We start from the raw sequence: 20,559 nt of genomic DNA on the forward strand, positions 1-20,559 counted from the left end.
TGTCCTTGGCAACGTCATCGGCGTTGCGAGGCGTGCAGGAAACTCGAAACTTCCGACCACAGGAGCAGCAGTAGGGTCGGACCCGGGCGCGGTTTTGGTATTACCACCAGTCCGTTTCCCGGGCCCGCCCTCCGAACCCGCCGTGCGCCTCTCAACGCAACGGGCTCTCCACGAGTTCATGCCGTCGTGACGGCTGCCTCCGGCAGCCTTGCCGTCCAGGGAGTGGTGATCTTCGATCCGCGGTATCGGTAGCGGGTCACGCTCACCGACTGCGGGGAGAACATCTCCAGCTTTCCGTCACGGATCTTCCAGTCTGGGACGATCCGGCGACGAAACGCATCCCAACTCAAGCCCTTGTGCCGTTTACGGAGCCAGGTCACCACACGCCACCACGTAAAGTGGCTGACGTAGGAGAAGGTCCGTTTCGACACGCCATACTTAAAGTAGTTGCACCAGCCCCGGAGAATCGGATTGAGATGGTGCAACAGATCGGCAAGTCCTCGATGTCTGTGACTACGGGTCACCTGTCTGACCTTGTCGATGACCGACGCAAGCGCCTTCTTCGACGGCCAGGTGTAGATGTACCGCTTGTTCGTCCCTCTCTTCACCTTCCGCTGGATACGGAAGCCGAGAAAGTCGAACCCCTCGTCAATGTGACAGACCCTCGTCTTCTCGACCGACAGGCGCAGGCCCATCAGGTCGAGCACCGCTGCCACTTCGTCCCACAGCGCCTCGGCATGTTCGCGTTTTCCATGGACCACAATGACGAAATCATCTGCGTAGCGGATGATTCGCATCGCAGCGCCACCAGCCGCGATATACCTCTGGCGCCTCTTGGCCGAGCCTTGCCCATGCCACTTGGCATGAAAGTGCTCGTCCAGTACTGACAGGGCGATGTTACTGAGCAGCGGCGAGAGGATGCCGCCTTGCGGAGTGCCGGTCAGGGCTTCCCGGTCGACCAGATTCTCGGAGAGGATCCCGGCCTTGAGGAACACCCTCACCAGGGCCAGGACACGACGGTCGGTGATCCGCCCGCGCACTCTCTCCATCAGAGCCGCATGATCGATCTCATCGAAACAGGCCGTGATGTCCGCTTCAAACACCCAGTGATACCTCATGGTTGTGAAACGGTGAATCTCGGCAATCGCATCCTGCGCCCGCCGCCGGGGACGGAAACCATATGAGCACGGAAGGAAATCCGCCTCGAAAATCGGCTCCAACACCAGCTTCAGCGAGGCTTGCACCACCCGGTCGGCCGTGGTGGCGATACCCAGGCGACGTTTCTTGCCGTTCGCCTTGGGAATCATCACCTCCCGTACCGGTTCCGGCCGGAAACGGCGTTCCTTGATCTCCTCACGGAGACCAGTGAGCATCCGCATCGCTCCGGCAGGACCGAGAGCGCGGGGAGGTTCCCCATCCACTCCGGCCGAGCGGGCTCCCTTATTCGTCCGCACACGTTCCCAAGCGACAACAAGGAAGCTGGGATCGTGGACGAGGTTGAACAGATCATCGAAGGTACGGCCGGGTTCATCGACCGCCCAATGGTGCAACTTGCGCTGCATTCTGTGTACCCGTAGCTCCGCCGTATCAATGTCGGGCCACGGAGCACCCGTATTCACAGGTGACCTCCCCAGTCTGCGTACTTGCTGCGAACTCGCTGGAGCCCTTCGCCCTCATTCCGGCTCTCCCGGACTTCACGGCCGGTCGTTACTCCGGCGACTACTACGGCTCCTCCGCCCCACCCCGGCAGCATCAGCCGACGACGGGCCTTCCCGCCCCATCCAGATGGGTCCTGCATGGGCGGGACCACCGGGGCGGTTCCCGTGTTCCCTGTAAACCGATCGACAGGTGAGGTGCCCAGCTTTGCCCCTGCGGCCTTGCCATGGATACGCCGCAGACCTTCTCCATGGCCTCCCGAACCGGCATCATCAACCGTTCCGAGAGTTCCCCACCGCGCACAGCACGGCAGGTGCGCACCGCCGGCCAGCCCATATCCGCCAGATTTGAGCTGGTGTTTCGATCTTAAGAGGCTTTCAGACACTGGTTCCTCGCGTACACCTTCCCGTCTCGCTTGCCGGACCCACCCCGTCTGGCGATACCAGGGCGTCCCGTCGTTGTCGGGGCTGCTTCCCGCCCTCACCGGCGTCTCCCGGATCAGACTGCCCCCAGCTTCACCACGCTGCTGCGACAACGCGAAGGCAGTGGTCTCTCACCACCGCTCGGTTACACAGAGCCTCACGGCGCGCCACGACGTATCCCCACAGATGGCCGTTGTGTACTTCGTCGACTTTGAGCCAGCGCCAGTCTGAACCGCTGGGTGGAGGTCGCCCCCGCCCTCGCCTCCGCGCCCGTCTCCACCACCCAGAAACGCACCTTCGCCCCCGCCTGCCCGGCCCGCTCCAGCGCGACCGACACCTCCAGCTCGATCTCCCCCAACTCAAAGCGCAGCGCCTCACCCTCGGAAGCGACGACCGCACGCTCCAACTCGTCCCGCAGCTCCCGGATCACCGTGGCTGAGTCGATCAACTCCGCGTCCTTTCCGACCCGTTGGCATGGTTCCGCCACTAACATGTCCGATACATGACGAGGCCCGACCCCCCAGGTGTGACACGGGGGAGTCGGGCCTCGCCGTACGGCCTACCTGCTCTCTCAGACGACGGACTCGTCGCCCCGAACACCACCTGAGACGAAGCGCGAGAAGGCGAACGGGGTGAAGAGGAGGGCGGGACCGTTTGCCTCCTTGGAGTCACGGACAGCCACCGCGGCCAGAGGCGACCGACGCAGGTCTGCGACCTCGACGCACTGCTCTCCGCCGCTGGAGTAGGAGGACTTGAACCATGCGGCGCCGGTCAGCTTGTCGGCGTGAACGACCGTGGTATGAGGTTGAGTTGGGCTGGTCACGAGCGGTTCTCCTTCAAGCAAAGGCGGGCGCGCTTTGATCGCGGATGGTTGCTGATCAGAGCTCGAAGTCGGCGGCGAATGTGGTGAATCCGGCGAACACGGCGGGCTCAATGAGCAGAGCCGGTCCGTCCGGGTCCTTCGAGTCACGCACGGCAACAGCGGCGAGGGACGACCGGCGGAGGTCGGCAATCTCGATGCACTGCTCCGCAGCGCTGGAGTACGAAGACTTGAACCACGCATCGGTCAGATCAGAAGCGTGAACTACGGTCCTGCGGTTGGGGGTTGCGGTCACTGGGGTGCTCCTTCTTTCATAATCGTCTTGATGGTCTCCCGTGATACGTCCACGGGAAGAGCGGCGGCGACCGTGCGTTCAAAGGCCGCCTCGAACACCGCCACATCGTCCCCTTCCATGAAGAACCCGCCGCGCAGGTTCTCCAGGCTCACGACGGTCGGCCATGGGCCGTCGAAGGAGATCAGGTCGAACTGACCGGCCATGCCAGGGTGTGGACTGGCGTCAATCGGCATGACCTGGATGTCGATGTTGGTCATCTCGCTGAGGTCCAGGAGACGTTGAAGCTGATTGGGCATGACCTGTGGCTGTGTGGGGAACTGCTGGCGCAGCGCGGCTTCGTGAATGACAGCCCAGACTTTCAGGGCCTTGCCCGGTCGAGTGAGCACAGCCTGTCGAGCTTGCCGGACCTCGGCGAGCGCGGCCACTTCGTCCGGGCTGCGAGTGACCGTGGTCGCTGTGTTCACTGCCCGTGCGTAGGCAGCGGTTTGGAGAAGGCCCTGGATAATGCCAGGGCAGTAGACACGGATGCCTGCGGCGTCGGACTCCAGGAACATGTAGTCCTGGTAGCCGCCTCCGATGACTGTTCCGTAGCTCTGCCACCACCCCTGCTTCCCGGCATTGCGGGCGAGTTCTTCGAGAGCGCCGATGATCTCAGGATCGGTGATGCCGTAGACGGTGAGGAGTGGCCGGATCTCCTTGGGCGGGATGGCCGCCTTGGCGTTCTCGATCCGGGAGAGCTTGCCGGCGTCCCACCCCATCGCTGTGGCTGCCGCTTCGAGGGTGAGTGTTCCTCGGAAGCCTTTGAGCGCCCCGCCGAGGCGCCGACGACGCAGAGTGGGCTTCGCTCGCACATTCGGCATAGGTGGTCTCCGTCTTCTTCGGGGTTCCAAGCACGCGCACTGGGTGGGGTGTTGGCCCCTCTGGGTGCAGTGTGCCGCACCTTGGGTGCGCCAGTCGACATGGCCAATGGTACGGGATTTTGTGGATTGGGTGACTCGACTTGTCACCAAACCCGCAATGGGCCATCCTGCCATTGGCGGTGACTCCACGTCAGCCGGTCTTCAACCGGGCGTAGTCGCCTGCCTGTTCAGCCGCGCCCGTTTCCCCGTGCCCCGTGCCGTGGGTGACGAGGCGCGGTCCCCCACTCCTCCCCGACAGCGAGGTCGCGATATGCCCCTGCCCACTCCAGCGCTACCGGCCGAGGCCGACCCCGGCACGGAGGCGGTCGCGTACCAGTACCCCCGCCACCGCCGGAACGTCGGCCGCGCCCGTGAAGCACTCCGGCGGCAACTCGCGCTGTGGCACGTGGACGGTGAAGTCGCCGACACCGCGGTCCTGTTGCTGTCCGAGCTCGCCACCAACGCCAGTGCGCCATGAGGCGCTCTGTTGTATCCCCGGTTCAACCGGGAGGAATTGAAGGGAGATTCCTGGGTCTGATGACTTACCCGGGTCCGAAAGGCGAAGGGGACAATAGCATGTCAGGAAATCAACGATCATGTTCAGGTATGGAAGTGATGCGTTGAGGGACCCGCGCGATATGGCGAAAGCTGTACTGCCTGAACTCCAATCTCCAAGGAATGAAAGGGTTGCATTCATCGGAAACATGCCTGACACCGATGCCGCGCCCTGCGGTGGATTGATAGCGTATCCACCGCAACCTTCGGGTCGCGGACTGATTCCCAGTGAGGGAATTCAAGGAGATGAGTGGGGCGCCTAAGTCGCGCTAGACACGTACAACAGAGACGAACATGGGATCACCTAAAGGGCGCGAGCCCCAGGGTGACGGAGGCCCCGTAGTAGTCGCAGGAGTAACGACCTGCCAAGGAAGACGGGAAAACCGTCCGCAGGGCGAAGGGAGCCAGGTGACCGGACATCACGACGCTGGGAGGTATGCGTAATGCAGAACGCCGAAACGGTGCTTGATGTCCTGCGTGAACGCGGCAGGCGGAGCCTGCCGTGCAATGAACTGTATCGACAATTGTTCAACCACAACCTGTATCTACTGGCATACGGGCGCATCTACGCCAACCACGGTGCGATGACACCCGGAGCCTGCGGGGAAACCGCGGACGGCATGTCCGAAGCCAAGATCGGACGCATCATCGAAGCCATGCGCCACGAGCGCTACCGCTTGCGCCCCGTGCGGCGCGTCCACATTCCGAAATCCAACGGAAAGACACGCCCGCTCGGCCTGCCGTCCTGGTCGGACAAACTCGTCGGCGAAGTAATCCGACTTCTTCTGGAAGCGTACTACGAGCCGCACTTCTCCGACCGCTCCCACGGTTTCCGTCCCAGCAGGGGCTGCCACACGGCACTGTCCGAGGTGGCATACAACTGGACCGGGACAACCTGGTTTATCGAAGGAGACATCTCCGACTGCTTCGGCTCACTGGACCATGAGGTCCTGCTGGCGATCCTGTCGGAGAAGATCCACGACAACCGGTTCCTTCGCCTCATCCGACAGATGCTGAAGGCGGGATACCTGGAGGACTGGAGATGGCACGCCACACCATCGGGAACCCCGCAAGGCGGTGTGCTCTCCCCACTCCTGTCCAACATCTACATGGACCGGCTGGACGCATTCATCGAGACAGTTCTCATACCGGAATACACCCGAGGAACAGCCCGTCGCAAGAACCCCGCCTACAGGGAGCTGGAGAACGCGATAAGAGCTGCCAGGAAGCGACTCGCCTACAGGAAGGAGAACACCGAGTCCGCTCAAGTCCGCCAATGGCGAAAGGAGTTACGCCGCCATCCGGCCGGTGATCCACACGACCCCGGCTACCGGCGCCTACGCTACATCCGCTACGCCGACGACCACCTCCTCGGGTTCATCGGACCCAAGGCCGAAGCCGAGACGATCAAACAGCGCCTGGCCGCATTCCTCCGTGACGACCTCAAGCTGGAACTCAACCAGGACAAGACGCTGATCACCCACGGCCGCACCCAGGCGGCCCGCTTCCTCGGTTACGAAATCACTACCCAGCACGCAGACGAAAAGATCTCCCGGGGCGGCCGCATCAATCGCGGTCTCCGCTCCATCAACGGAAAGTTCCAGCTCCGCGTGCCCAAGGACGTGATCAAGGCCAAATGCGCCCCGTTCCTCAGCCGTGGCAAACCCATGCACCTGCTCCCCCTGACGAGTCGCACCCCCTTCGACATCGTCAGCCTCTACGGAGCCCAATACCGGGGCATCGTTCAGTACTACCTGCTGGCCGGCGACGTCTGGAAACTCGACCGGCTCAAGGCGGTCATGCTGACCTCCATGCTCAAGACCCTGGCTGCCCGGCACCGGTCAAGGGTGACCACAATGGCCAACCGCTACAAAGCGACCATCAGGACACCCCAGGGACCACGCAGGTGCTTCGAGGCCAGGACCGAACGCGAGGGCAGGAAACCACTGATCGCACGGTTCGGTGGAATTCCCCTCACCCGGAAACGGACGGCCGTCCTTGACGATCTCCCGTCCACCCCGCTCACCACCCGCAGCCGCCCGCGCGGCAGCCAACTAATCGACCGGCTCAAACGCGGACGGTGCGAACTCTGCGAGAGCCGAACTGAAGTGCAAATACACCAAGTCCGCTCACTCGCCAAGCTTCGCAGCCAGAGTGAACAGCCCCCATGGGCGCAACTGATGCTCAAGAAACGACGCAGAACCCTCGTGGTCTGCCCGCCTTGTCACGAAAGCATCCATGTGAGACCCGGGTGAACCGCACGCAGCAGTCACTGGAGAGCCCGCTGCATCGAAAGGGTGCACGGCGGGTTCGGGCCGGGGGCCACTGGAAAAGGGACCGCACAGCGGAAACCTCGCCAGTGGCCTACCGGTACTCACCGCGAGGACGACGCCCGGCCGGGAGATCCGGGTCCGCTTCGAGCTGAGCGGATCGGAACTGTGCCTCGAAGTGTCCGACGCGAGTGACGAGAAGCCTCAGCCGAGGCAGGCGGGGCCTGACGACGAGTCCGGCAGGGGGCTGGCTCTCGTGGGCGCGCTCGCGGACTCCTGGGGCGTCGCACCCCGTATCGGCGTGGGCAAGACCGTGTGGGCGCGGCTCGCACTGCCGGAAGCGGCCACGCGGTGACGCCGGCGCCAGGCGTCCCCGTGTGGGGGCGGGTGCGGGGCGCCTACAGTGCCCGGCTCATCGCTCACGCTCCCGGCGGCGCCCGTATCCCGCTCGGTGAACACCGGGTCAACTCCCCGCGGCTGGCCTTGCGTTGGCTGCGCGCACGTGCCCAGGACGTCGCCGACCAACTGGCGCCTCCGTACGCCCGCCCGGTCCGGGCGTGGGCGGCCGACACCGCCGAACACACCTGGGCACTGGACCAGGTCTCCTTCGGAGAGCCCTACGTCTTCCGGGCCACGGACGAAGACGGCACCCGTTACGTCTTCACCACCCAAGCCGTGGACCCTGCGACTCCCCGCCCTAGCGGCCCAGCGCCCCTCGTACGGTCAGGCGGTGGTACTTCCCCAGGCGGTACAGCTCCCAGCAGGACAGCACCGTCACCGAGACGGGAGCGCCGAGCAGGAACGCGAGCCGGGCCAGTGCGGGGGCCTCGGCGTTCTCGTTGTTGATCACGTCGAGGGCGGCGGTCACCCACACCAGCAAGGTGGCGAGGATCGGCGGCAGTACCTCGTGGATGTCGGCGGTGCGGAACACATGCATCAGGCACAGCCCGATCCCGTACAGGGCGAAGCCCAGCGACCAGGCGCAGAGGGCGATCAGGACGACCTTGCCGGGGGTGCCGATGGCGTCACGGAAACCGGAGGTCTCCGGGTCGGGCGCGAGCGCCAGGGGGAAGGTGGCCATGGACCCCATCAGGGCCGCCACCGCCCCGAACGACTTCAGGGACCGCCGCAGATAGAGCCCGCGCAGCGCACCCCGCGCGACGGACACGAACAGCGCGATCACGAACGGGAAGGCGCAGACGAGGACCAGTGTGCTGATCCAGCTCTGGTCGAACTTGTCCCCCGCGACGCTCTCGGCCCCCTTGGCGTCGTCGATCGGCTTGTAGGACATGACGAGCACGAGCCAGGCGGCGATACCGAGCCCGGTCCGCCACATCTGGATCCTGCGTACCGTCAGGTCCTCCACGACGCCCGGGCGCGAGGGGCGGAAGGCCCGCTGGGCGGCGTAGAACGGGTTGTAGACGCACTTGATGATCCGCTGCCTGCGACTCAGCGGCGGCCGGGGCGGACGCAGGTACGGCGGCTGCGGGCCACCGCCGTAGGGCTGCGGTGGGCGCCAACCCGGCGGGTACCCCGGCTGTCCACCCTGCCCCGGTCCGCCCGTGGGACCCCAGTAACCATTGCCGCTGCTGCTCATGCCGTGCGCCCCCGAAGTGTCGGCCTGGACCGGCCGATGTGTCGGCCGGGACCGCGCGCGGCGGGGCCGCACCACCCGCTCCGCACCACCCGCTCTGCGCGCGGCGTGATCCTACCCGTCACGGAGTGTTTTCGTCCGGAGTCGTCACCACATACAGGGCGCCAACGCGGGGGCCGGAGAGGTCGGTTGGGTCAGGCGGGGAGGCTCGGCCCGCAACGTCTCAGGGGACCGGTCCAGTCCGTGGTTTCGGAGCCGCGGGGCGGAGTGGCTGAGGACCATGAACGGCTGGATCAGTCCGTCAACTCTCTGTGCTGCACGCCGAGTTGAGTTGAGTTCATCCCGGGCTGCTGCCCCACCCTCGTCTCGGAGACGGGGGCGGGGCGGGCGTGGAATGCTGATCCGGGCCAGTTGGATCAGTCGGCCGCGGGGACCGGAACGTGAAGTGAGGGATACGGACACGTGACAGTGCGAGATGAGGTCCTCGGGGGGCGCTACCGATTGGTCCGGCAGATCGGTGAAGGCGGGATGGGGCAGGTGTGGGAGGCGCAAGACGAGACACTGGGCCGGCCCGTCGCACTCAAGGAGATCTCGCTGCTCGCCGGTGGTGGCAGCCGCGGCGAGGAGTCACGTGCCCGGTTCCTGCGCGAGGCGCGGATCACCGCCCGACTCCAGCACCCCAACATCGTGACCATCCACGACCTTGGTGAGACCGGTGCGGGAGACGCTCAAGTCCCTTTCCTGGTCATGGAGTTGGTCCGGGGCGAGGGCCTGGACCGGATGCTGCGCCGGGGCGCCGTCACCCTGGCCGACGCGGTCCGCTGGGGTGCGCAGATCGGCGACGCGCTCGCCGAGGCCCACGACGCCGGAATCCTGCACCGCGACATCAAACCGTCCAATGTCCTCATCACACCGACCGGCATCGTGAAGGTCCTCGACTTCGGTGTCGCGCGGGCCGCCGACCCGGGTGCGACCGCGGACCGGCTCACCCAGACCGGTTTCATCGTCGGCACACCCCCGTACATGGCGCCCGAACAGGCACGGGGTTTTCCGGAGCCGCGCAGCGACCTCTACGGGCTCGGCTGCCTGCTCTTCGAGCTGATCACCGGGCGGCTGCCGTTCCGGGCCCCCGACACCGTGGGCTATCTGTCGGCCCACCTCACCCAGGAACCGCCCGCGCCCAGCTCGGTGTCCCCGGGCATCCCCGCGGCCTGGGACGCTCTCCTACTGGCCCTGCTGGACAAGGACCCGGCCCAACGGCCCCCGGACGCCGCCGGCCTCTCCCGGGCACTGCGCCGACTCACCCCCGGCCCCACCCGCCCGGAGGCCGAACTCGCCCCGGCCAAGCGGGAGTTCGGCACGACGATCCCCCCATCGACCGCGGCCACCGGCAGCCCCGAGGACCGGAAACCCGAGGACCGGAAACCCGAGGACCGGGATGCTGGAACCCCGGCCGCGGCCCCGGCCCGGCGGTCCGGGGGCACCACCGCGGCGATGGTGATGGCGTCGGTGACCTGCCTGCTGGCGATTCCGGTCTGGTGGAACGTGCTGGAGCGGGCGCGGAACGCCCGCTCCCTCTCGGTGTTCGAGGCCTGGGGTCACATCACGGTGTGCGGTCTCCAGACGGCCCTGCTCGCCGCCGGTGTGGCGCTGCTGCTCAGGCGGGTCCCGGTCGGCGGCCGGTTCATCTCGGTGGGCGGCAACGGCATGGCCTTCCTCGCGCTCCTCCTCGCGAGGCACGCGCTGGGCCTCGGCTTTCTGGTGGTCGGCCTGGTCGCCGTCACCGCGGTACTCTCCAGCATCCTGGCCCGCGTCTCGACCCTCGTCCCCCTGCGCCCACGGACCCGCTGAAGGCTCGGGGAACACCCCAACGGGGCGCCGGGGCAGGGCAGTTCAGGACGGGGGTGGCACGGGGGGAAGTGTGGCGGCGGCGTCCTGGATCAGGCTGCGCAGCGAGGCGTGTTCGGGGTCGGCGGTACGCGTCGGATGCCACCAGAAGGTCTCGATGAGCGGGGAAGTCACCTGCGGCAGCGCCACCATGCGGACGTCGCCCTGGGCGCAGGCGCGGCGCGCCAGCCGGCTCTCGATGAGCGCGATGCGGGAGCTGTCGGCCACCAGGTGGGGGAGGGCGAGGAAGCTGTCGACGATGAGCGTGGTGTCGAGCTCGACTCCTTGCAGCCGCAGGCTCCGCTCGGCGGCGGTGGCGACGGCGGATTCACGGAAGGCGACCACCGACACCGACTTCGCCACCCGCCTGGTCACCGAAGCCCTCAACCGCGCGGGCGAGGACTGATGCGTGCTCCGGGTGTGGGCGGGCGGGGCGCCCTCCTCGACTCCGGGGCCGAAGCACGGTAGTTGTCCCAAGGAAGGCGTGCTTCAGCGACCGGTGTGCAGGAGGTTGGAATGCCGAGGATCGAGTTGTCGTCCGGGCCGATCGACTATCAGGACACCGGTGGTGAGGGGCCGGTGCTGGTGTTCGGTCATGGCCTGCCGATGAACGAGACGCAGTGGCGGAAGGTGGTGCCGCTGCTGGACGGGTACCGCTGTGTGCTGCCCACGCTGCCCCTGGGCGGTCACCGTCAGCCGATGCGTCCCGATGCCGATCTGTCGCAGCGCGGTGTCGCCCGGCTCCTGGGCGAGTTCATCGAGAGGCTCGGCCTGGACCAGGTCACCCTCGTACTGAACGACTGGGGCGGCGGCCAGTTCCTGGTGTCGGACGGGCGGGACCAGCGCCTCGCGCGCCTGGTGCTGGTGGCGTGCGAGGCCTTCGACAACTTTCCCCCGGGGCCGGCCAAGGCCATGGCGCAGGTGTGCCGGATTCCCGGCGGTGTCCGGCTTCTGACGCGGCTGATGCGCGTTCCCGCCTTCCGTCACAGCCGGGGCGGATACGGCGGGATGAGCCTGCGCGGGGTCCCCGACGAGATCATGGACGACTGGTTCGCCCCCGCCACCCGCAGCAAGGCCATCCGCAGGGACTTCGCCAAATTCGCCACCGGGGCGCCCGGACGCGGCACCTTGCTCGCCTGGAGTGAACGGCTGCGCGACTTCGACCGCCCGGTCCTGGTCGTCTGGGCGACCGAGGACCGGTTGATGCCACGTGAGCACGGCCCCCGACTGGCCGAGCTGTACCCGCAGGGCCGCCTGGTCGAGATCGCCGACTCCTCCACCCTCATCCCCGAGGACCAGCCCGACCAACTCGCCCGATCCCTCACCGACTTCCTGACCCAGACCGGAGCAGACCCGGCCCGCCCCGGCTCCTGACCGGCCGGACGGAAGGCGGATACGGCGCCACTACCGCCCTCCGCTTGCCGCGCCGGTCGAAGATCACCGACGGCCACCACCCGCCGCCGCCCTCAACTGATACCGACGTGCGCAGACCAGGGCGATGACGCCGACAGCCATGCACCCGCCGCCGGCGAACAGCGCCCCCGCTCCGGACCAGGAACGCACCAGAAACGCACCGAGAGCGCCGCCCCCGCCCATGGACAGCACCGCACCGGCCCGGCGGCCCCACTTGTCCCCGGTGCCGCCTGCCAGCGGGCTGTCCAGGGCGAAGTTCACCAGCGTGCTGGTGATCACCACCGTGGTGACGTCGGGGATCCGGGCCCCGCGGGCGGCGACCGCCTGCGTCCCCATCGCCGCGGCGAGCACCGCCGTCACCCCCAGCAACCACCCGCCGCCGACATCACCCAGCACCAGCCACACAGCTCCGAGCGCGATGATCACCGCTGCCGTACCAGCCAGAAGCAGCAGATGCGCCGTGGGCAGCCGGGACGCATGGGTACGGCCGCGCACCATGCGCCCGGCCAGCAACGAGCCGGCGAGGAACGCCCCAAGCGCGACCGCGTTGTTCAGCAACGGCACACTCCCGGAACCGGACAGCCCGAAGCCAACAAAGAGCACATTGCCCGTCATGTTCCCGGTGAACACATGGTCCAGCGCCAGATAACTGACCGCGTCCACGACACCGGTGGCCACGGTCAGCGCGAACAGCCCCACCAGATAAGGAGTATCCGATTCCTGTCTCATCCCGATCGCAAACCGTTCCCAGAACCTTCCCGGACCCTTCCCGGACCTTTCCCGGACCTTTCAAAGACCCTTCGCAGACGACCAGGGCCGGTCCATCGTGCGCGAACGCCGCCTTCAACGCCGCCTTCAACGCCCCCTTCAGCTCGCCCGGCTGCTCCACCCGCCGGCCGTGGACACCAATGGAGTTGGCGAGCGCAACGAGCGCAGCAAGTCCGGATTATCCAACTCAGTACCGTAGTTGACGAACCCGGCCGCCTTCGTCTCCAACTCCACGAAATTCAAAGACGAGTTGCTGAAACACAACGAGCTTCACCGGCAATTTCAACTGCCGCACCGTGAGCAACTCACCCAGCGGCATCTCCAATCCGCCGACACCGGCCAGAGCCACGACCCGACCTCGCTGAGGTGCCGGAGGGGCGGCAGTTTGTCGACCCTTCCCTTCGGAGGTCTCCTTCATAAACGTCGGTATCGGCCTGCCCATCGCCGACCCCGCCGCCTAATCCTCGGCTACGCCCCGCCCCTCGGAATCGTCCTGGACGACTTCGGCGGCGCCGGCACCACCGCGGCGGCTGCCAAGGCACTCGGACGCCTCGGCTTCAACGCCGGCTCCCCACCTGCCTACCCCGGCACGACCAGCACGGTTAGAGGTCGTCCTCATCGACTGGAGGCGGCAGGGGGGTGGTTCCCTCGTACCAGGGATTGACCCAACCGCAGAGGCCACAGGCGTAACGACCGTTGAGTCCATCGACCCGGGCGCCGCAGTCACGGCATTCGATGGTGGTGATGTCCATCGCGTAGTGCCCGGCGCGGGGTGGGGGTGGCGGGGACGTCATGGTCTGGACGGTACCCGCTGGCCCAGCCGCAATTCGCACACTGCCATGATCCGTCCTGGCCTTGCTGAGTGGAGGCTCCGCATCGAGGGCACGACATGCGCTGCCTCCTCCGGGTTGGGGGGCCTGCCGGTTCATGCTGGCGGTCGGGTGGCCGGGGGACAAGGCTTGTTCTGGCCGAGTCGGGTAACGACTACGTCCGGGGGTCTGTGGGCCGTCCACGTCATTACCACCTGAACAGGGCGATACGAGTGCTCAGCCAGAGAGCGTTCCCGGAGCCCGACGTCGTGCCGGACGATGCGCCGGCTCCGATCGCCCATACCCGCGCCCAACGGTGGCCGTGTACGGCGTGAGCGGGCCGAAAAGCGATCTGGCCGATGAACTCCACTGATGACAACCCGAGTTGGAGGACCAGAAGGGGGGAGTTCGTGCGTACGGACAAGCGGCGGATCCAGACGGCTGTGCTGGGCGGCGCGGACTCGGACGAGCCGCTGCTGCTGCTGCCGATGGAGGCGATCGAGCGGGACGCTTCCGCCGCCACCACGAGGGCGACACCTTCTGGTGCGGCCCCCTGCTCGGCGTCTGCGGCGGGCAGTTGACCACGAGGCTCTACACGGACAAGGTCTGCCATTTGCGCACCACGCGGACCCGGACGGGCTGCCGGGCAGCGGCTTTCGCGGACCGTCAGGCTTTGCCGATCACTCGTAAGCCGTCGCGGCTTGAAGAGCCCGGGCAAGGAACGTCCAGTCACCAGCAGCAGGGAGCTCCTTACCGGAGTTTCGATACCACCCCTCCGAGTCGTTCATCCACGCGGCGAGCCCTTCCAGGAAGGCATCAAGGGTCTGGTTCTCCCACTCATGGCCATGGCGGAGAAAGTCCTGGTGCAGTGCGCGGACGAATACGACCAAGTCCTCGCGACCACGGATCTCATCGACTGGGGCAAGCGGCATGGTGGCAACCTACCGTCCGGCCACACCCCATGAGCCAAGGCATCGATGGCGCCGCCGGAGAGCCTCGCCATCGCCCGACTCAGCGATTGCGCCGCACCAGTCGCACCGCCATCCTCAACCCGTCAGGCCGCCCACCTGCACGAACACGGGCAGACGAGCATCTACGGCACTCGGCCGCCAGAGAATGGCCGACTCCGTGAGCGAACGAAGACCAGCGTCCAGCAGGCGAATCAACTCACCAACCCGTCCGCCCCCACCTGGTGCCGCCGGGAAACGTTTGAGTACGTCAACGACAACCGGGGTCGCGTGATGCACCGCTCGCTCAAGCTGCTCGGCAGCAACGCCCCGATCGTCACCAGCAACGAGTTCGGCCGCTCTGGCCGCGTACGCACCGGCTCCGAGGATGTGCTTGACCTGGGTGGCCTTGGCCAGCGGATGCAGATAGCCAGCGCCTGCGGCAGACATCGCTGCCCACGCTGCGTCGCGCGCGGCCGCAGTGTCCGCACTTTTGGCTGCCTTGAGGGCCGCCGACGCTGTGGCGCGCAGAGACTTCCCGCGCTCGCCACCCCGAGCGAATTCCCATGCGGCACCGACAGCGTCCCGGGGCCGTGAGTCGTCCGGCTGATCGGCCTCGAATATTTCGAGGGCCATCTCCGCACAGGCCGCGGCGAACCCTGTGACCTCACGAAGATCCTGCTTGCTCAGAACGATCTCGCTCGCTTCACCTGTCATGAACCCATCGTCGACCACTGCGCCGACCGCCTTCAAAGCAGTTCAAGAGGGCAACTTGACTTCCTAGCCTCTTGAGATGTCTTGACAAAGCTTGCGTTTCGGCTGGCGATCAGGTCGCGGTCAGGGGGGTGTGTGATAAGGGAGACCCCGGCCGCGGCGCGCGCCCGGTGCGCGGCACCCGTCGGGCGATCATGGCTCGGTCATGCCGCTCGGTGGAGTGTCACACCGTTGACTTTCGCCACACCTCGAACCGTCCGCGTCAGCGTGCGCCGGGACGCATCGCGGCTGCGGTGTCCGCAGCTACGGCCAGCGCGTCGGTGAGCGGTCGGTCAAGCAGCCTTACGAGGTCGGGGCTGGAGTTGTTGAGGAACCCATGGCGGACGCTGGTAGCGATCGAGGCGAGCATCGGCGGCTGGAACGGCAGCAGTGCGTCGTCAGCGAGGTACGAGTACGTCATGAACATAGGCTTCGCCGCTCGACGTGCTGGAGTGTGACCTGGCGAGCCCAGCACCGGTGAGCCAAAGCACGATAGTTGTCACATGGGCAGGCTTGTTGGTCAGTCAAGCACACCCATGGCTGGGGTCGATCTAACAGCCCGAGCTCGCCCGCTGGCCCCTCCCGACCTCAGCCACGCGGGCAAGGTCGAGCACCAGAACAACAACCCGCCCGTCGAGACGAGCTGTTCAACCCCCGGCCAGCGGCGGCACCTCCAGCACCTCCAGCACCCGGCGGCTTTCCGCGCCAGCTCGCCCGCGGCAGTTTCGGAAAAAGACAGGATCTTGTCGATTGGGCCCCGGATAGCTGTGTCACCTGAGACGCTTTGGGAGTGGATCAGGGGATCGCTGCGGTTCTGGGGGCGGCTGTTGGTGTCCTAGGCACGTTGGGGACGGCTGTCGCGACGTACGGTGCTGCGAGCAAACAGGCGCGAGACCAAGCAAGGGCGACTCACGTGCAGCGCCTCCGTGACGAGCGACGTGAGGCCTACCTGTCTTTTCTTGAGGGTGTCGCCCATGTGGAGAAGGCGCTCCGGATGATTGAGCCGATGATCGTTGGCGACGATCCGGCAGGCATCAGTCAAGCGGCGTTGAACGATGCGATAGACCATCTGCAGGCCGCCGAGACTGCGTACACGTTCCACTACCGGAAGGTGCAGCTTGCGGGACCAGTGAAGGTCGTAGAATCGGCGCTTCAGGTCTGGCAGGCGGTAGCCCTCTTCTACACAGCCATGCGGCGAAACGCTACAGCCCCGCTGTCGCAGGAGAATGCCCGCCGCATCTTGACGTCGGCCACGAAAGTGGCAGCGTTGGACGCTGAGTTCCTGGTACAAGCACGGGGAGTACTCGAAGAGTCGACCGCCTAAGGCTTGTCCCGTAACTGGTCTTCGGATGGGTACGGGGGAGGTCGATCGTTGTCCTGCTTGCTCTCGTCTATCCGGTGAGAGCGAGGTTGTGGAGGCGGGCGATGCCGCTCATGGCGTCCTGGACACCGTCGCCCTTGAGGCGGCAGTCGCGCAGGATCTTCCAGGTCTTCATGCGGGCGAAGGCGTGCTCAACCCGAGCGCGGACCTGCTTGTGGGACTTGTTGTGCGCCTGCTTCCAGTCGGGGAGGTCTTCGCCTTTGCGGCGCCGATGGGGCATCACGAGGCCGGTGCCCGGGTAGCCGCCGTCGGCGATCGTCATGGTGTTGCCGACGGCGGCCTTGGCCCCGGATTCCACCCATGCCTTGCAGTCGTTGCGGTTGCCGGGCGCCGGTCGGCCGACCACGACGACCAGGCGGCTGTCGGCGTCGATGACGACCTGGTGGTTGGTGGAGTACCGGTAGTTTTTCGACTGCTCGGCGACCGTGTGATCACGGGTAGGATCCAGGGTGCCGTCCACGATCAGCACGGTCTCCTTGCGGAATGGCTTGCGCTGCCGCAGGGCCAGTAACGGCCCGAGCTGATCCACGATCCGGTCCGCAGCCGACTTGGATACCCCAAACAGTGGAGCGAGTTGCCGCAGCGTCAGGTTCGTTCGCCAGTAAGCGGTGACCAGCAGGACCCGGTCATGCAGCGGCAGGCTCCACGGCCGACCCTTGCGGACCGGGTCCGCACCTTCGCGCCGCAGCGCGGTGACCAGCTTGCCGAACTGCCGCGGGCTCAGCCCGGTGAACGGGGCCATCCAGGACGGCTCGGACGCCGTGATCACACCAGACACAGCGAGTCATCTCAACTGCCGGCCATTCGTGGTGACCTCTCGCGGCTGGCTCCGTTCGCTTTTAGTAGCAGCGTTCGTCTGATTGTTTGAGCAGCAGTGGCCCGTGAGCCAGGAGCGTGGGCAGAGGAAACGGCTTTGCGCCCTGTGTGATCGGCATGGATGCTGGCTCGCCGGAGGTACTGAAGATGATCAACGTTGTGTTGAAGCTGTCAGCCCGTGATTTGGTGCATGCGGACCTGGCGTCGTGCGGGTGGGCAGGGTCTGACCACCACCTGGCCGGCGTCGCCAAGCAGTTGGAACATGTTCGGACCGGCGAGGTCGACTACCTTGCGGTCTGCCCTGCAACGGACATCCCTGTGGCGAAAGGCGGCGTCGACTACCAGGTCAAGAAGGGGGTCGGCACTTTGTGGCAGCTGGCAGTCCACCCCGCATTGCAGTCGTGCGGGATCGGCACGTTCCTTGTTGAAGCCGCAGAACTGCGGATCAGGGACCGCGGTCTGCGGCAGGCCGAGCTCGGTGTGGAGGAAAGCAACCCTCGGGCACGTGCGCTATACGAAAGGCTGGGTTATGTCGCGTACGACCGTCAGCCGGACTTCTGGGACGAGCAAGCCCCTGATGGGTCGTTGCGCCGCTACGAGACGATGTGCACGTTGATGCGGAAGGAACTCACGTAGGCTCAGTCACCTTCGCGGGGTATCTCAGCGGACGCGGCATCCCAGGTCATGGTGCTGTCAGATCCGGGCGCCGTACTCCGAGGCTGTCGGCCACGACGGAGGCTTCTTCCTCAGATCCAGCCAAGCTGTGGTCGCGGAGTAGCCTCATCCGCACCCAGTTCGCCCTGCCCGTGCAGGCCGCGGCACCTGCGTACCCGATAGAGCACAACCAGACTCTGCGGGACGGCTTGCCCGACGGCGAGAGCGTGCGGACGGGACGTAGCCCGAGCGGGCACGAGATAGCCCACCACCGACCCCCGGCGATCTTTACGGGACAAGCCTTAGCAGGAGCTTCGGCGTTCTGCAGATCTGTCCAACTCGCATTCGCTCGCGCCAGGATGAAAACCCCTCACTCCTTTCCGTGCTCATCTGCGGGTTTCGGGCAAGGCCGAAACACCTTCTCGTTGACACGTGCACGATCTAGCGTCTTGGTGTGCTCGCATCCATGGCGAGTGCAACGGGGATCACGCCGTCCGATTGGAAATTGGGCGTGAGTGGAGGAAAACCATGCGCACGCGTACATCGCATACCAAGACAGCGCCCCGGAGGCGGCGTGGAGTCATTGCCGCATCTGTGCTCACCCTTTGTGTGGCGAGCGGCTCCTTGATGACCGTTGGCACTGCATCGGCGACTCCCTCCGGAACGAGCCGCCCAGGTGCCAGCCCTGCAGCCAGCGGTCAGGGGCTGCCTCCGAAAGGCTCCGCGTTCGCCAACGACGTCAGCGTCAAGGGGGGATGTCTGCCTACCGGCCATGTCTGCGGCGGCGTCATCAACAGCAGCGACCACAAGATCTGGGCGATAAAGGACTTCGATTCGAACGGCCCCAAGCCCGGCACGGAGTGGCGCGAACTCGCGCCGGGCGAGCGCACTCCCGACAGGCAGGACTGGGATGGGGTCTACGTCGAATGCGACGCCGAGGGAACGCGCTGGTCGTGGGTGCCGCCGGGCTTCTGGTGGGGATGGGACTGGGAGCTGCCTGCCGGCTACTGGCAGAAGGTTCGCACGATCGAAGATCTGGAGGTCGAATCGCAATCCTGCTGAGTGAGCCTCTTTCATCCTGTGCTGCTGGGTGGAAGTGGGCTCGTCAGCGGGTGTGGCGGCGTAGCGGCGCTGTGAGCGTTTTCCAACCTGCCGGTCGAGCTGGGCAGTTGGGCTGACAAGCAGGTGAAACCCCACCTTCCCCGCCCAACCCCGGCACCCGCACCCCTGCCGCACACTGGAACCGTCAACACCCCCACAACCGCACCGGGTTGAAGGCCCCGGGACCACCAGGCCCGTACTGTCCATGAGCCCGGAGCTGGAGACGACCTCCCTCCAGCCGCCCGCTCCCTGGGCGCCGCGGAACCGGCCGCCGGGACTGACCAGCAGCATCCACCCCAACAACCCGGGCGAGAGCACCCCCCCCACCGCGGGCGCCCACCGGCGGTCACGTCTGGCTGGCTGGCTCCGCCGCGGCAGGTGTCCCTGAACCTCAGACCGCCGCGGCGCTGCTCCCAGGTTGGTGGTCAGGCGTCCTGGAGAGCGTGCGGAGGGTGTCCGCGACCGGCGGGGCGAAGGCGTCCAGCAGGTGCGGGGTCATCTGAGGGGAGAAGAGGACGACCGAAGAGGCCGGGCCGGGCGACGCGCCATCCGCCACGGAACCGCCGCTGGTGCCGCTGAGGGCTCGTGGTCGTACGCGCTGGCGCGGTTGTTCAGCGCGGGGCGAGGACGTGCTGGCGTTGGGTGCCGAGACCGTCGATGCCCAGTTCCATCACGTCACCCGGCTTGAGCCACACCGGCGGGATGAAGCCCATGCCGACGCCGGGCGGCGTACCGGTGTTGATCAGGTCGCCGGGCTCCAGGACCATGAACTGGCTCAGGTAGTGCACGATGTCGTACGGATCGAAGATCATCGTCCTGGTGTTGCCGTTCTGGCGGCGCACCCCGTTGAGGTCCAGCCACATGCCGAGGCCGAGCACGTCGTCGATCTCGTCGGGCGTGGCCAGCCACGGGCCCGCGGGGTTGAACGTCTCGGCGGACTTGCCCTTGGCCCACTGCCCGCCGCGCTCCATCTGGAAGGCGCGTTCGCTGACGTCGTTGACGACGACGTAGCCGGCGATGGCGTCGCGTGCCTCCTGCACCGAGTCGAGGTAGCTGGCGCGTGTGCCGATGACGACGCCCAACTCGACCTCCCAGTCGGGCTTGGTGGAGCCGCGGGGGATGCGGACGTCGTCGTTCGGGCCGACGAGCGTGTTGGGTGACTTGGTGAACAGGATCGGCTCATCGGGTACCGGCATCCCCGTCTCGGCCGCGTGGTCACGGTAGTTGAGGCCGACGCACAGGATCTGGTGAGGGCGGGCGAGGGGGGCGCCGACGCGCTCCCCGGCGAAGCGGGACACCCGGCCCGCCGCCGCCCGTTCGGCCACCAGCGGGCGGATGCGGTCGAGGCCGCCGGTGCCGAAGAAGGTCTCGTCGAAGTCGGTGACGACGTCGCCGACATCGACGTAGGTGTCGGTGTCGAGGCGGACGACGGGTTTCTCGGCGCCGAGGGCACCGATGCGCATGAGGTACACGGGCTCAATCTCCAGGAACGGAAGGGCAGTTCAGCGACGGGGGTGGT

The 20,559-nt window shown here is 66.4% G+C and carries 23 protein-coding genes and 1 pseudogene; 9 read left to right on the forward strand and 15 right to left on the reverse strand.

Annotated features, from left to right (window positions below; translation table 11 throughout):
• Nucleotides 1-176: 176 nt before the first annotated feature.
• From ltrA to ACFVST_RS19905, 5 genes are all read right to left on the reverse strand, one after another.
• Nucleotides 177-1,562 (reverse strand): group II intron reverse transcriptase/maturase, encoded by a 1,386-nt coding sequence (gene ltrA, locus ACFVST_RS19885; RefSeq protein ID WP_390153423.1) that lies wholly within the window; start codon nucleotides 1,560-1,562, stop codon nucleotides 177-179.
• 673 nt (nucleotides 1,563-2,235) lie between these two features.
• A complete protein-coding gene (locus ACFVST_RS19890; RefSeq protein ID WP_390153426.1) occupies nucleotides 2,236-2,526 on the reverse strand; it encodes a trypco2 family protein in 291 nt (96 codons plus the stop codon).
• Between the two features lie 123 nt (nucleotides 2,527-2,649).
• Nucleotides 2,650-2,901 carry a DUF397 domain-containing protein gene (locus ACFVST_RS19895; protein WP_390153429.1) on the reverse strand — a complete coding sequence of 84 codons (252 nt, stop codon included), beginning with the start codon at nucleotides 2,899-2,901 and terminating at the stop codon, nucleotides 2,650-2,652.
• Between the two features lie 55 nt (nucleotides 2,902-2,956).
• Nucleotides 2,957-3,193 (reverse strand): DUF397 domain-containing protein, encoded by a 237-nt coding sequence (locus ACFVST_RS19900; RefSeq protein WP_390153432.1) that lies wholly within the window; start codon nucleotides 3,191-3,193, stop codon nucleotides 2,957-2,959.
• Complete coding sequence (locus ACFVST_RS19905; protein WP_390153435.1) at nucleotides 3,190-4,053, reverse strand: helix-turn-helix domain-containing protein; 864 nt, start codon at nucleotides 4,051-4,053, stop codon at nucleotides 3,190-3,192. The genes ACFVST_RS19900 and ACFVST_RS19905 overlap by 4 nt, the downstream gene beginning before the upstream one ends.
• Before the next feature lie 310 nt (nucleotides 4,054-4,363).
• On the opposite strand from ACFVST_RS19905, the gene ACFVST_RS19910 reads away from it, so the two are divergent.
• The 3 genes from ACFVST_RS19910 (at nucleotide 4,364) to ACFVST_RS19920 (ending at nucleotide 7,272) form a co-directional block, all read left to right on the forward strand.
• Nucleotides 4,364-4,570: an ATP-binding protein gene (locus tag ACFVST_RS19910; protein WP_390153438.1), complete on the forward strand. Its 207-nt coding sequence runs from the start codon at nucleotides 4,364-4,366 to the stop codon at nucleotides 4,568-4,570.
• Nucleotides 4,571-5,090: 520 nt separating this feature from the next.
• Entirely contained in the window at nucleotides 5,091-6,902 is a 1,812-nt protein-coding gene (locus ACFVST_RS19915) for a reverse transcriptase domain-containing protein (RefSeq protein ID WP_390153441.1), read from the forward strand.
• Between the two features lie 70 nt (nucleotides 6,903-6,972).
• On the forward strand, nucleotides 6,973-7,272 hold the full coding sequence (locus ACFVST_RS19920; protein WP_390153549.1) for an ATP-binding protein: 300 nt from the start codon (nucleotides 6,973-6,975) through the stop codon (nucleotides 7,270-7,272).
• Nucleotides 7,273-7,614: 342 nt separating this feature from the next.
• On the opposite strand, the gene ACFVST_RS19925 is transcribed toward ACFVST_RS19920, so the two are convergent.
• The gene (locus ACFVST_RS19925) at nucleotides 7,615-8,514 is read right to left on the reverse strand and encodes a hypothetical protein (protein WP_390153444.1); all 900 of its coding nucleotides are present in this window, start codon (nucleotides 8,512-8,514) and stop codon (nucleotides 7,615-7,617) included.
• Nucleotides 8,515-8,973: 459 nt separating this feature from the next.
• Between ACFVST_RS19925 and ACFVST_RS19930 the strand changes: the two genes are divergently transcribed.
• Nucleotides 8,974-10,362, forward strand: a complete 1,389-nt coding sequence (locus tag ACFVST_RS19930) for a protein kinase (RefSeq protein WP_390153447.1) — start codon at nucleotides 8,974-8,976, stop codon at nucleotides 10,360-10,362.
• 42 nt (nucleotides 10,363-10,404) lie between these two features.
• On the opposite strand, the gene ACFVST_RS19935 is transcribed toward ACFVST_RS19930, so the two are convergent.
• Nucleotides 10,405-10,773: a LysR substrate-binding domain-containing protein gene (locus ACFVST_RS19935; RefSeq protein ID WP_390153450.1), complete on the reverse strand. Its 369-nt coding sequence runs from the start codon at nucleotides 10,771-10,773 to the stop codon at nucleotides 10,405-10,407.
• Nucleotides 10,774-10,914: 141 nt separating this feature from the next.
• On the opposite strand from ACFVST_RS19935, the gene ACFVST_RS19940 reads away from it, so the two are divergent.
• Complete coding sequence (locus tag ACFVST_RS19940) at nucleotides 10,915-11,772, forward strand: alpha/beta fold hydrolase (protein WP_390153453.1); 858 nt, start codon at nucleotides 10,915-10,917, stop codon at nucleotides 11,770-11,772.
• 63 nt (nucleotides 11,773-11,835) lie between these two features.
• Here ACFVST_RS19940 and ACFVST_RS19945 read toward each other — a convergent pair whose 3' ends face one another.
• The 4 genes and pseudogenes from ACFVST_RS19945 to ACFVST_RS19960 form a co-directional block, all read right to left on the reverse strand.
• A complete protein-coding gene (locus tag ACFVST_RS19945; protein WP_390153456.1) occupies nucleotides 11,836-12,540 on the reverse strand; it encodes a YoaK family protein in 705 nt (234 codons plus the stop codon).
• Between the two features lie 85 nt (nucleotides 12,541-12,625).
• Nucleotides 12,626-12,730, reverse strand: a pseudogene (locus ACFVST_RS19950) (hypothetical protein); the annotation flags it as partial.
• Between the two features lie 36 nt (nucleotides 12,731-12,766).
• Nucleotides 12,767-12,928, reverse strand: a complete 162-nt coding sequence (locus ACFVST_RS19955; RefSeq protein WP_390153459.1) for a hypothetical protein — start codon at nucleotides 12,926-12,928, stop codon at nucleotides 12,767-12,769.
• A gap of 253 nt (nucleotides 12,929-13,181) precedes the next feature.
• Nucleotides 13,182-13,373, reverse strand: coding sequence for a hypothetical protein (locus ACFVST_RS19960; RefSeq protein WP_390153462.1), 192 nt, complete (start codon nucleotides 13,371-13,373; stop codon nucleotides 13,182-13,184).
• A gap of 425 nt (nucleotides 13,374-13,798) precedes the next feature.
• Here ACFVST_RS19960 and ACFVST_RS19965 point away from each other — a divergent pair, with 425 nt between their 5' ends.
• Nucleotides 13,799-13,969, forward strand: a complete 171-nt coding sequence (locus tag ACFVST_RS19965; protein WP_390153465.1) for a hypothetical protein — start codon at nucleotides 13,799-13,801, stop codon at nucleotides 13,967-13,969.
• A gap of 465 nt (nucleotides 13,970-14,434) precedes the next feature.
• Here ACFVST_RS19965 and ACFVST_RS19970 read toward each other — a convergent pair whose 3' ends face one another.
• Both ACFVST_RS19970 and ACFVST_RS19975 read right to left on the reverse strand, forming a co-directional pair.
• Nucleotides 14,435-15,052, reverse strand: coding sequence for a putative immunity protein (locus ACFVST_RS19970; RefSeq protein WP_390153468.1), 618 nt, complete (start codon nucleotides 15,050-15,052; stop codon nucleotides 14,435-14,437).
• Nucleotides 15,053-15,311: 259 nt separating this feature from the next.
• Nucleotides 15,312-15,509 (reverse strand): hypothetical protein, encoded by a 198-nt coding sequence (locus ACFVST_RS19975; RefSeq protein WP_390153471.1) that lies wholly within the window; start codon nucleotides 15,507-15,509, stop codon nucleotides 15,312-15,314.
• A gap of 369 nt (nucleotides 15,510-15,878) precedes the next feature.
• Between ACFVST_RS19975 and ACFVST_RS19980 the strand changes: the two genes are divergently transcribed.
• A complete protein-coding gene (locus tag ACFVST_RS19980; RefSeq protein WP_390153475.1) occupies nucleotides 15,879-16,412 on the forward strand; it encodes a hypothetical protein in 534 nt (177 codons plus the stop codon).
• A gap of 67 nt (nucleotides 16,413-16,479) precedes the next feature.
• On the opposite strand, the gene ACFVST_RS19985 is transcribed toward ACFVST_RS19980, so the two are convergent.
• Nucleotides 16,480-17,247, reverse strand: coding sequence for a transposase (locus tag ACFVST_RS19985; protein WP_390153477.1), 768 nt, complete (start codon nucleotides 17,245-17,247; stop codon nucleotides 16,480-16,482).
• 185 nt (nucleotides 17,248-17,432) lie between these two features.
• Here ACFVST_RS19985 and ACFVST_RS19990 point away from each other — a divergent pair, with 185 nt between their 5' ends.
• Both ACFVST_RS19990 and ACFVST_RS19995 read left to right on the forward strand, forming a co-directional pair.
• A complete protein-coding gene (locus ACFVST_RS19990) occupies nucleotides 17,433-17,921 on the forward strand; it encodes a GNAT family N-acetyltransferase (RefSeq protein WP_390153480.1) in 489 nt (162 codons plus the stop codon).
• 627 nt (nucleotides 17,922-18,548) lie between these two features.
• Nucleotides 18,549-19,001 carry a hypothetical protein gene (locus ACFVST_RS19995; RefSeq protein WP_390153483.1) on the forward strand — a complete coding sequence of 151 codons (453 nt, stop codon included), beginning with the start codon at nucleotides 18,549-18,551 and terminating at the stop codon, nucleotides 18,999-19,001.
• Nucleotides 19,002-19,651: 650 nt separating this feature from the next.
• On the opposite strand, the gene ACFVST_RS20000 is transcribed toward ACFVST_RS19995, so the two are convergent.
• Nucleotides 19,652-20,512 carry a fumarylacetoacetate hydrolase family protein gene (locus ACFVST_RS20000; protein ID WP_390153486.1) on the reverse strand — a complete coding sequence of 287 codons (861 nt, stop codon included), beginning with the start codon at nucleotides 20,510-20,512 and terminating at the stop codon, nucleotides 19,652-19,654.
• Between the last annotated feature and the right edge of the window lie 47 nt (nucleotides 20,513-20,559).

The sequence above is a fragment of the Streptomyces sp. NPDC058045 genome (genome assembly GCF_042885635.1).
GTDB lineage: Bacteria > Actinomycetota > Actinomycetes > Streptomycetales > Streptomycetaceae > Streptomyces.

Coding starts and splice junctions, on each gene's coding strand:
- ltrA (WP_390153423.1), bottom strand. CDS start 1,562: ATGCAGCGCAAGTTGCACCATTGGGCGGTCGATGAACCCGGCCGTACC.
- ACFVST_RS19905 (WP_390153435.1), bottom strand. CDS start 4,053: ATGCCGAATGTGCGAGCGAAGCCCACTCTGCGTCGTCGGCGCCTCGGC.
- ACFVST_RS19910 (WP_390153438.1), top strand. CDS start 4,364: ATGCCCCTGCCCACTCCAGCGCTACCGGCCGAGGCCGACCCCGGCACG.
- ACFVST_RS19915 (WP_390153441.1), top strand. CDS start 5,091: ATGCAGAACGCCGAAACGGTGCTTGATGTCCTGCGTGAACGCGGCAGG.
- ACFVST_RS19925 (WP_390153444.1), bottom strand. CDS start 8,514: ATGAGCAGCAGCGGCAATGGTTACTGGGGTCCCACGGGCGGACCGGGG.
- ACFVST_RS19940 (WP_390153453.1), top strand. CDS start 10,915: ATGCCGAGGATCGAGTTGTCGTCCGGGCCGATCGACTATCAGGACACC.
- ACFVST_RS19945 (WP_390153456.1), bottom strand. CDS start 12,540: ATGAGACAGGAATCGGATACTCCTTATCTGGTGGGGCTGTTCGCGCTG.
- ACFVST_RS19960 (WP_390153462.1), bottom strand. CDS start 13,373: ATGACGTCCCCGCCACCCCCACCCCGCGCCGGGCACTACGCGATGGAC.
- ACFVST_RS19970 (WP_390153468.1), bottom strand. CDS start 15,052: ATGACAGGTGAAGCGAGCGAGATCGTTCTGAGCAAGCAGGATCTTCGT.
- ACFVST_RS19975 (WP_390153471.1), bottom strand. CDS start 15,509: ATGACGTACTCGTACCTCGCTGACGACGCACTGCTGCCGTTCCAGCCG.
- ACFVST_RS19990 (WP_390153480.1), top strand. CDS start 17,433: ATGATCAACGTTGTGTTGAAGCTGTCAGCCCGTGATTTGGTGCATGCG.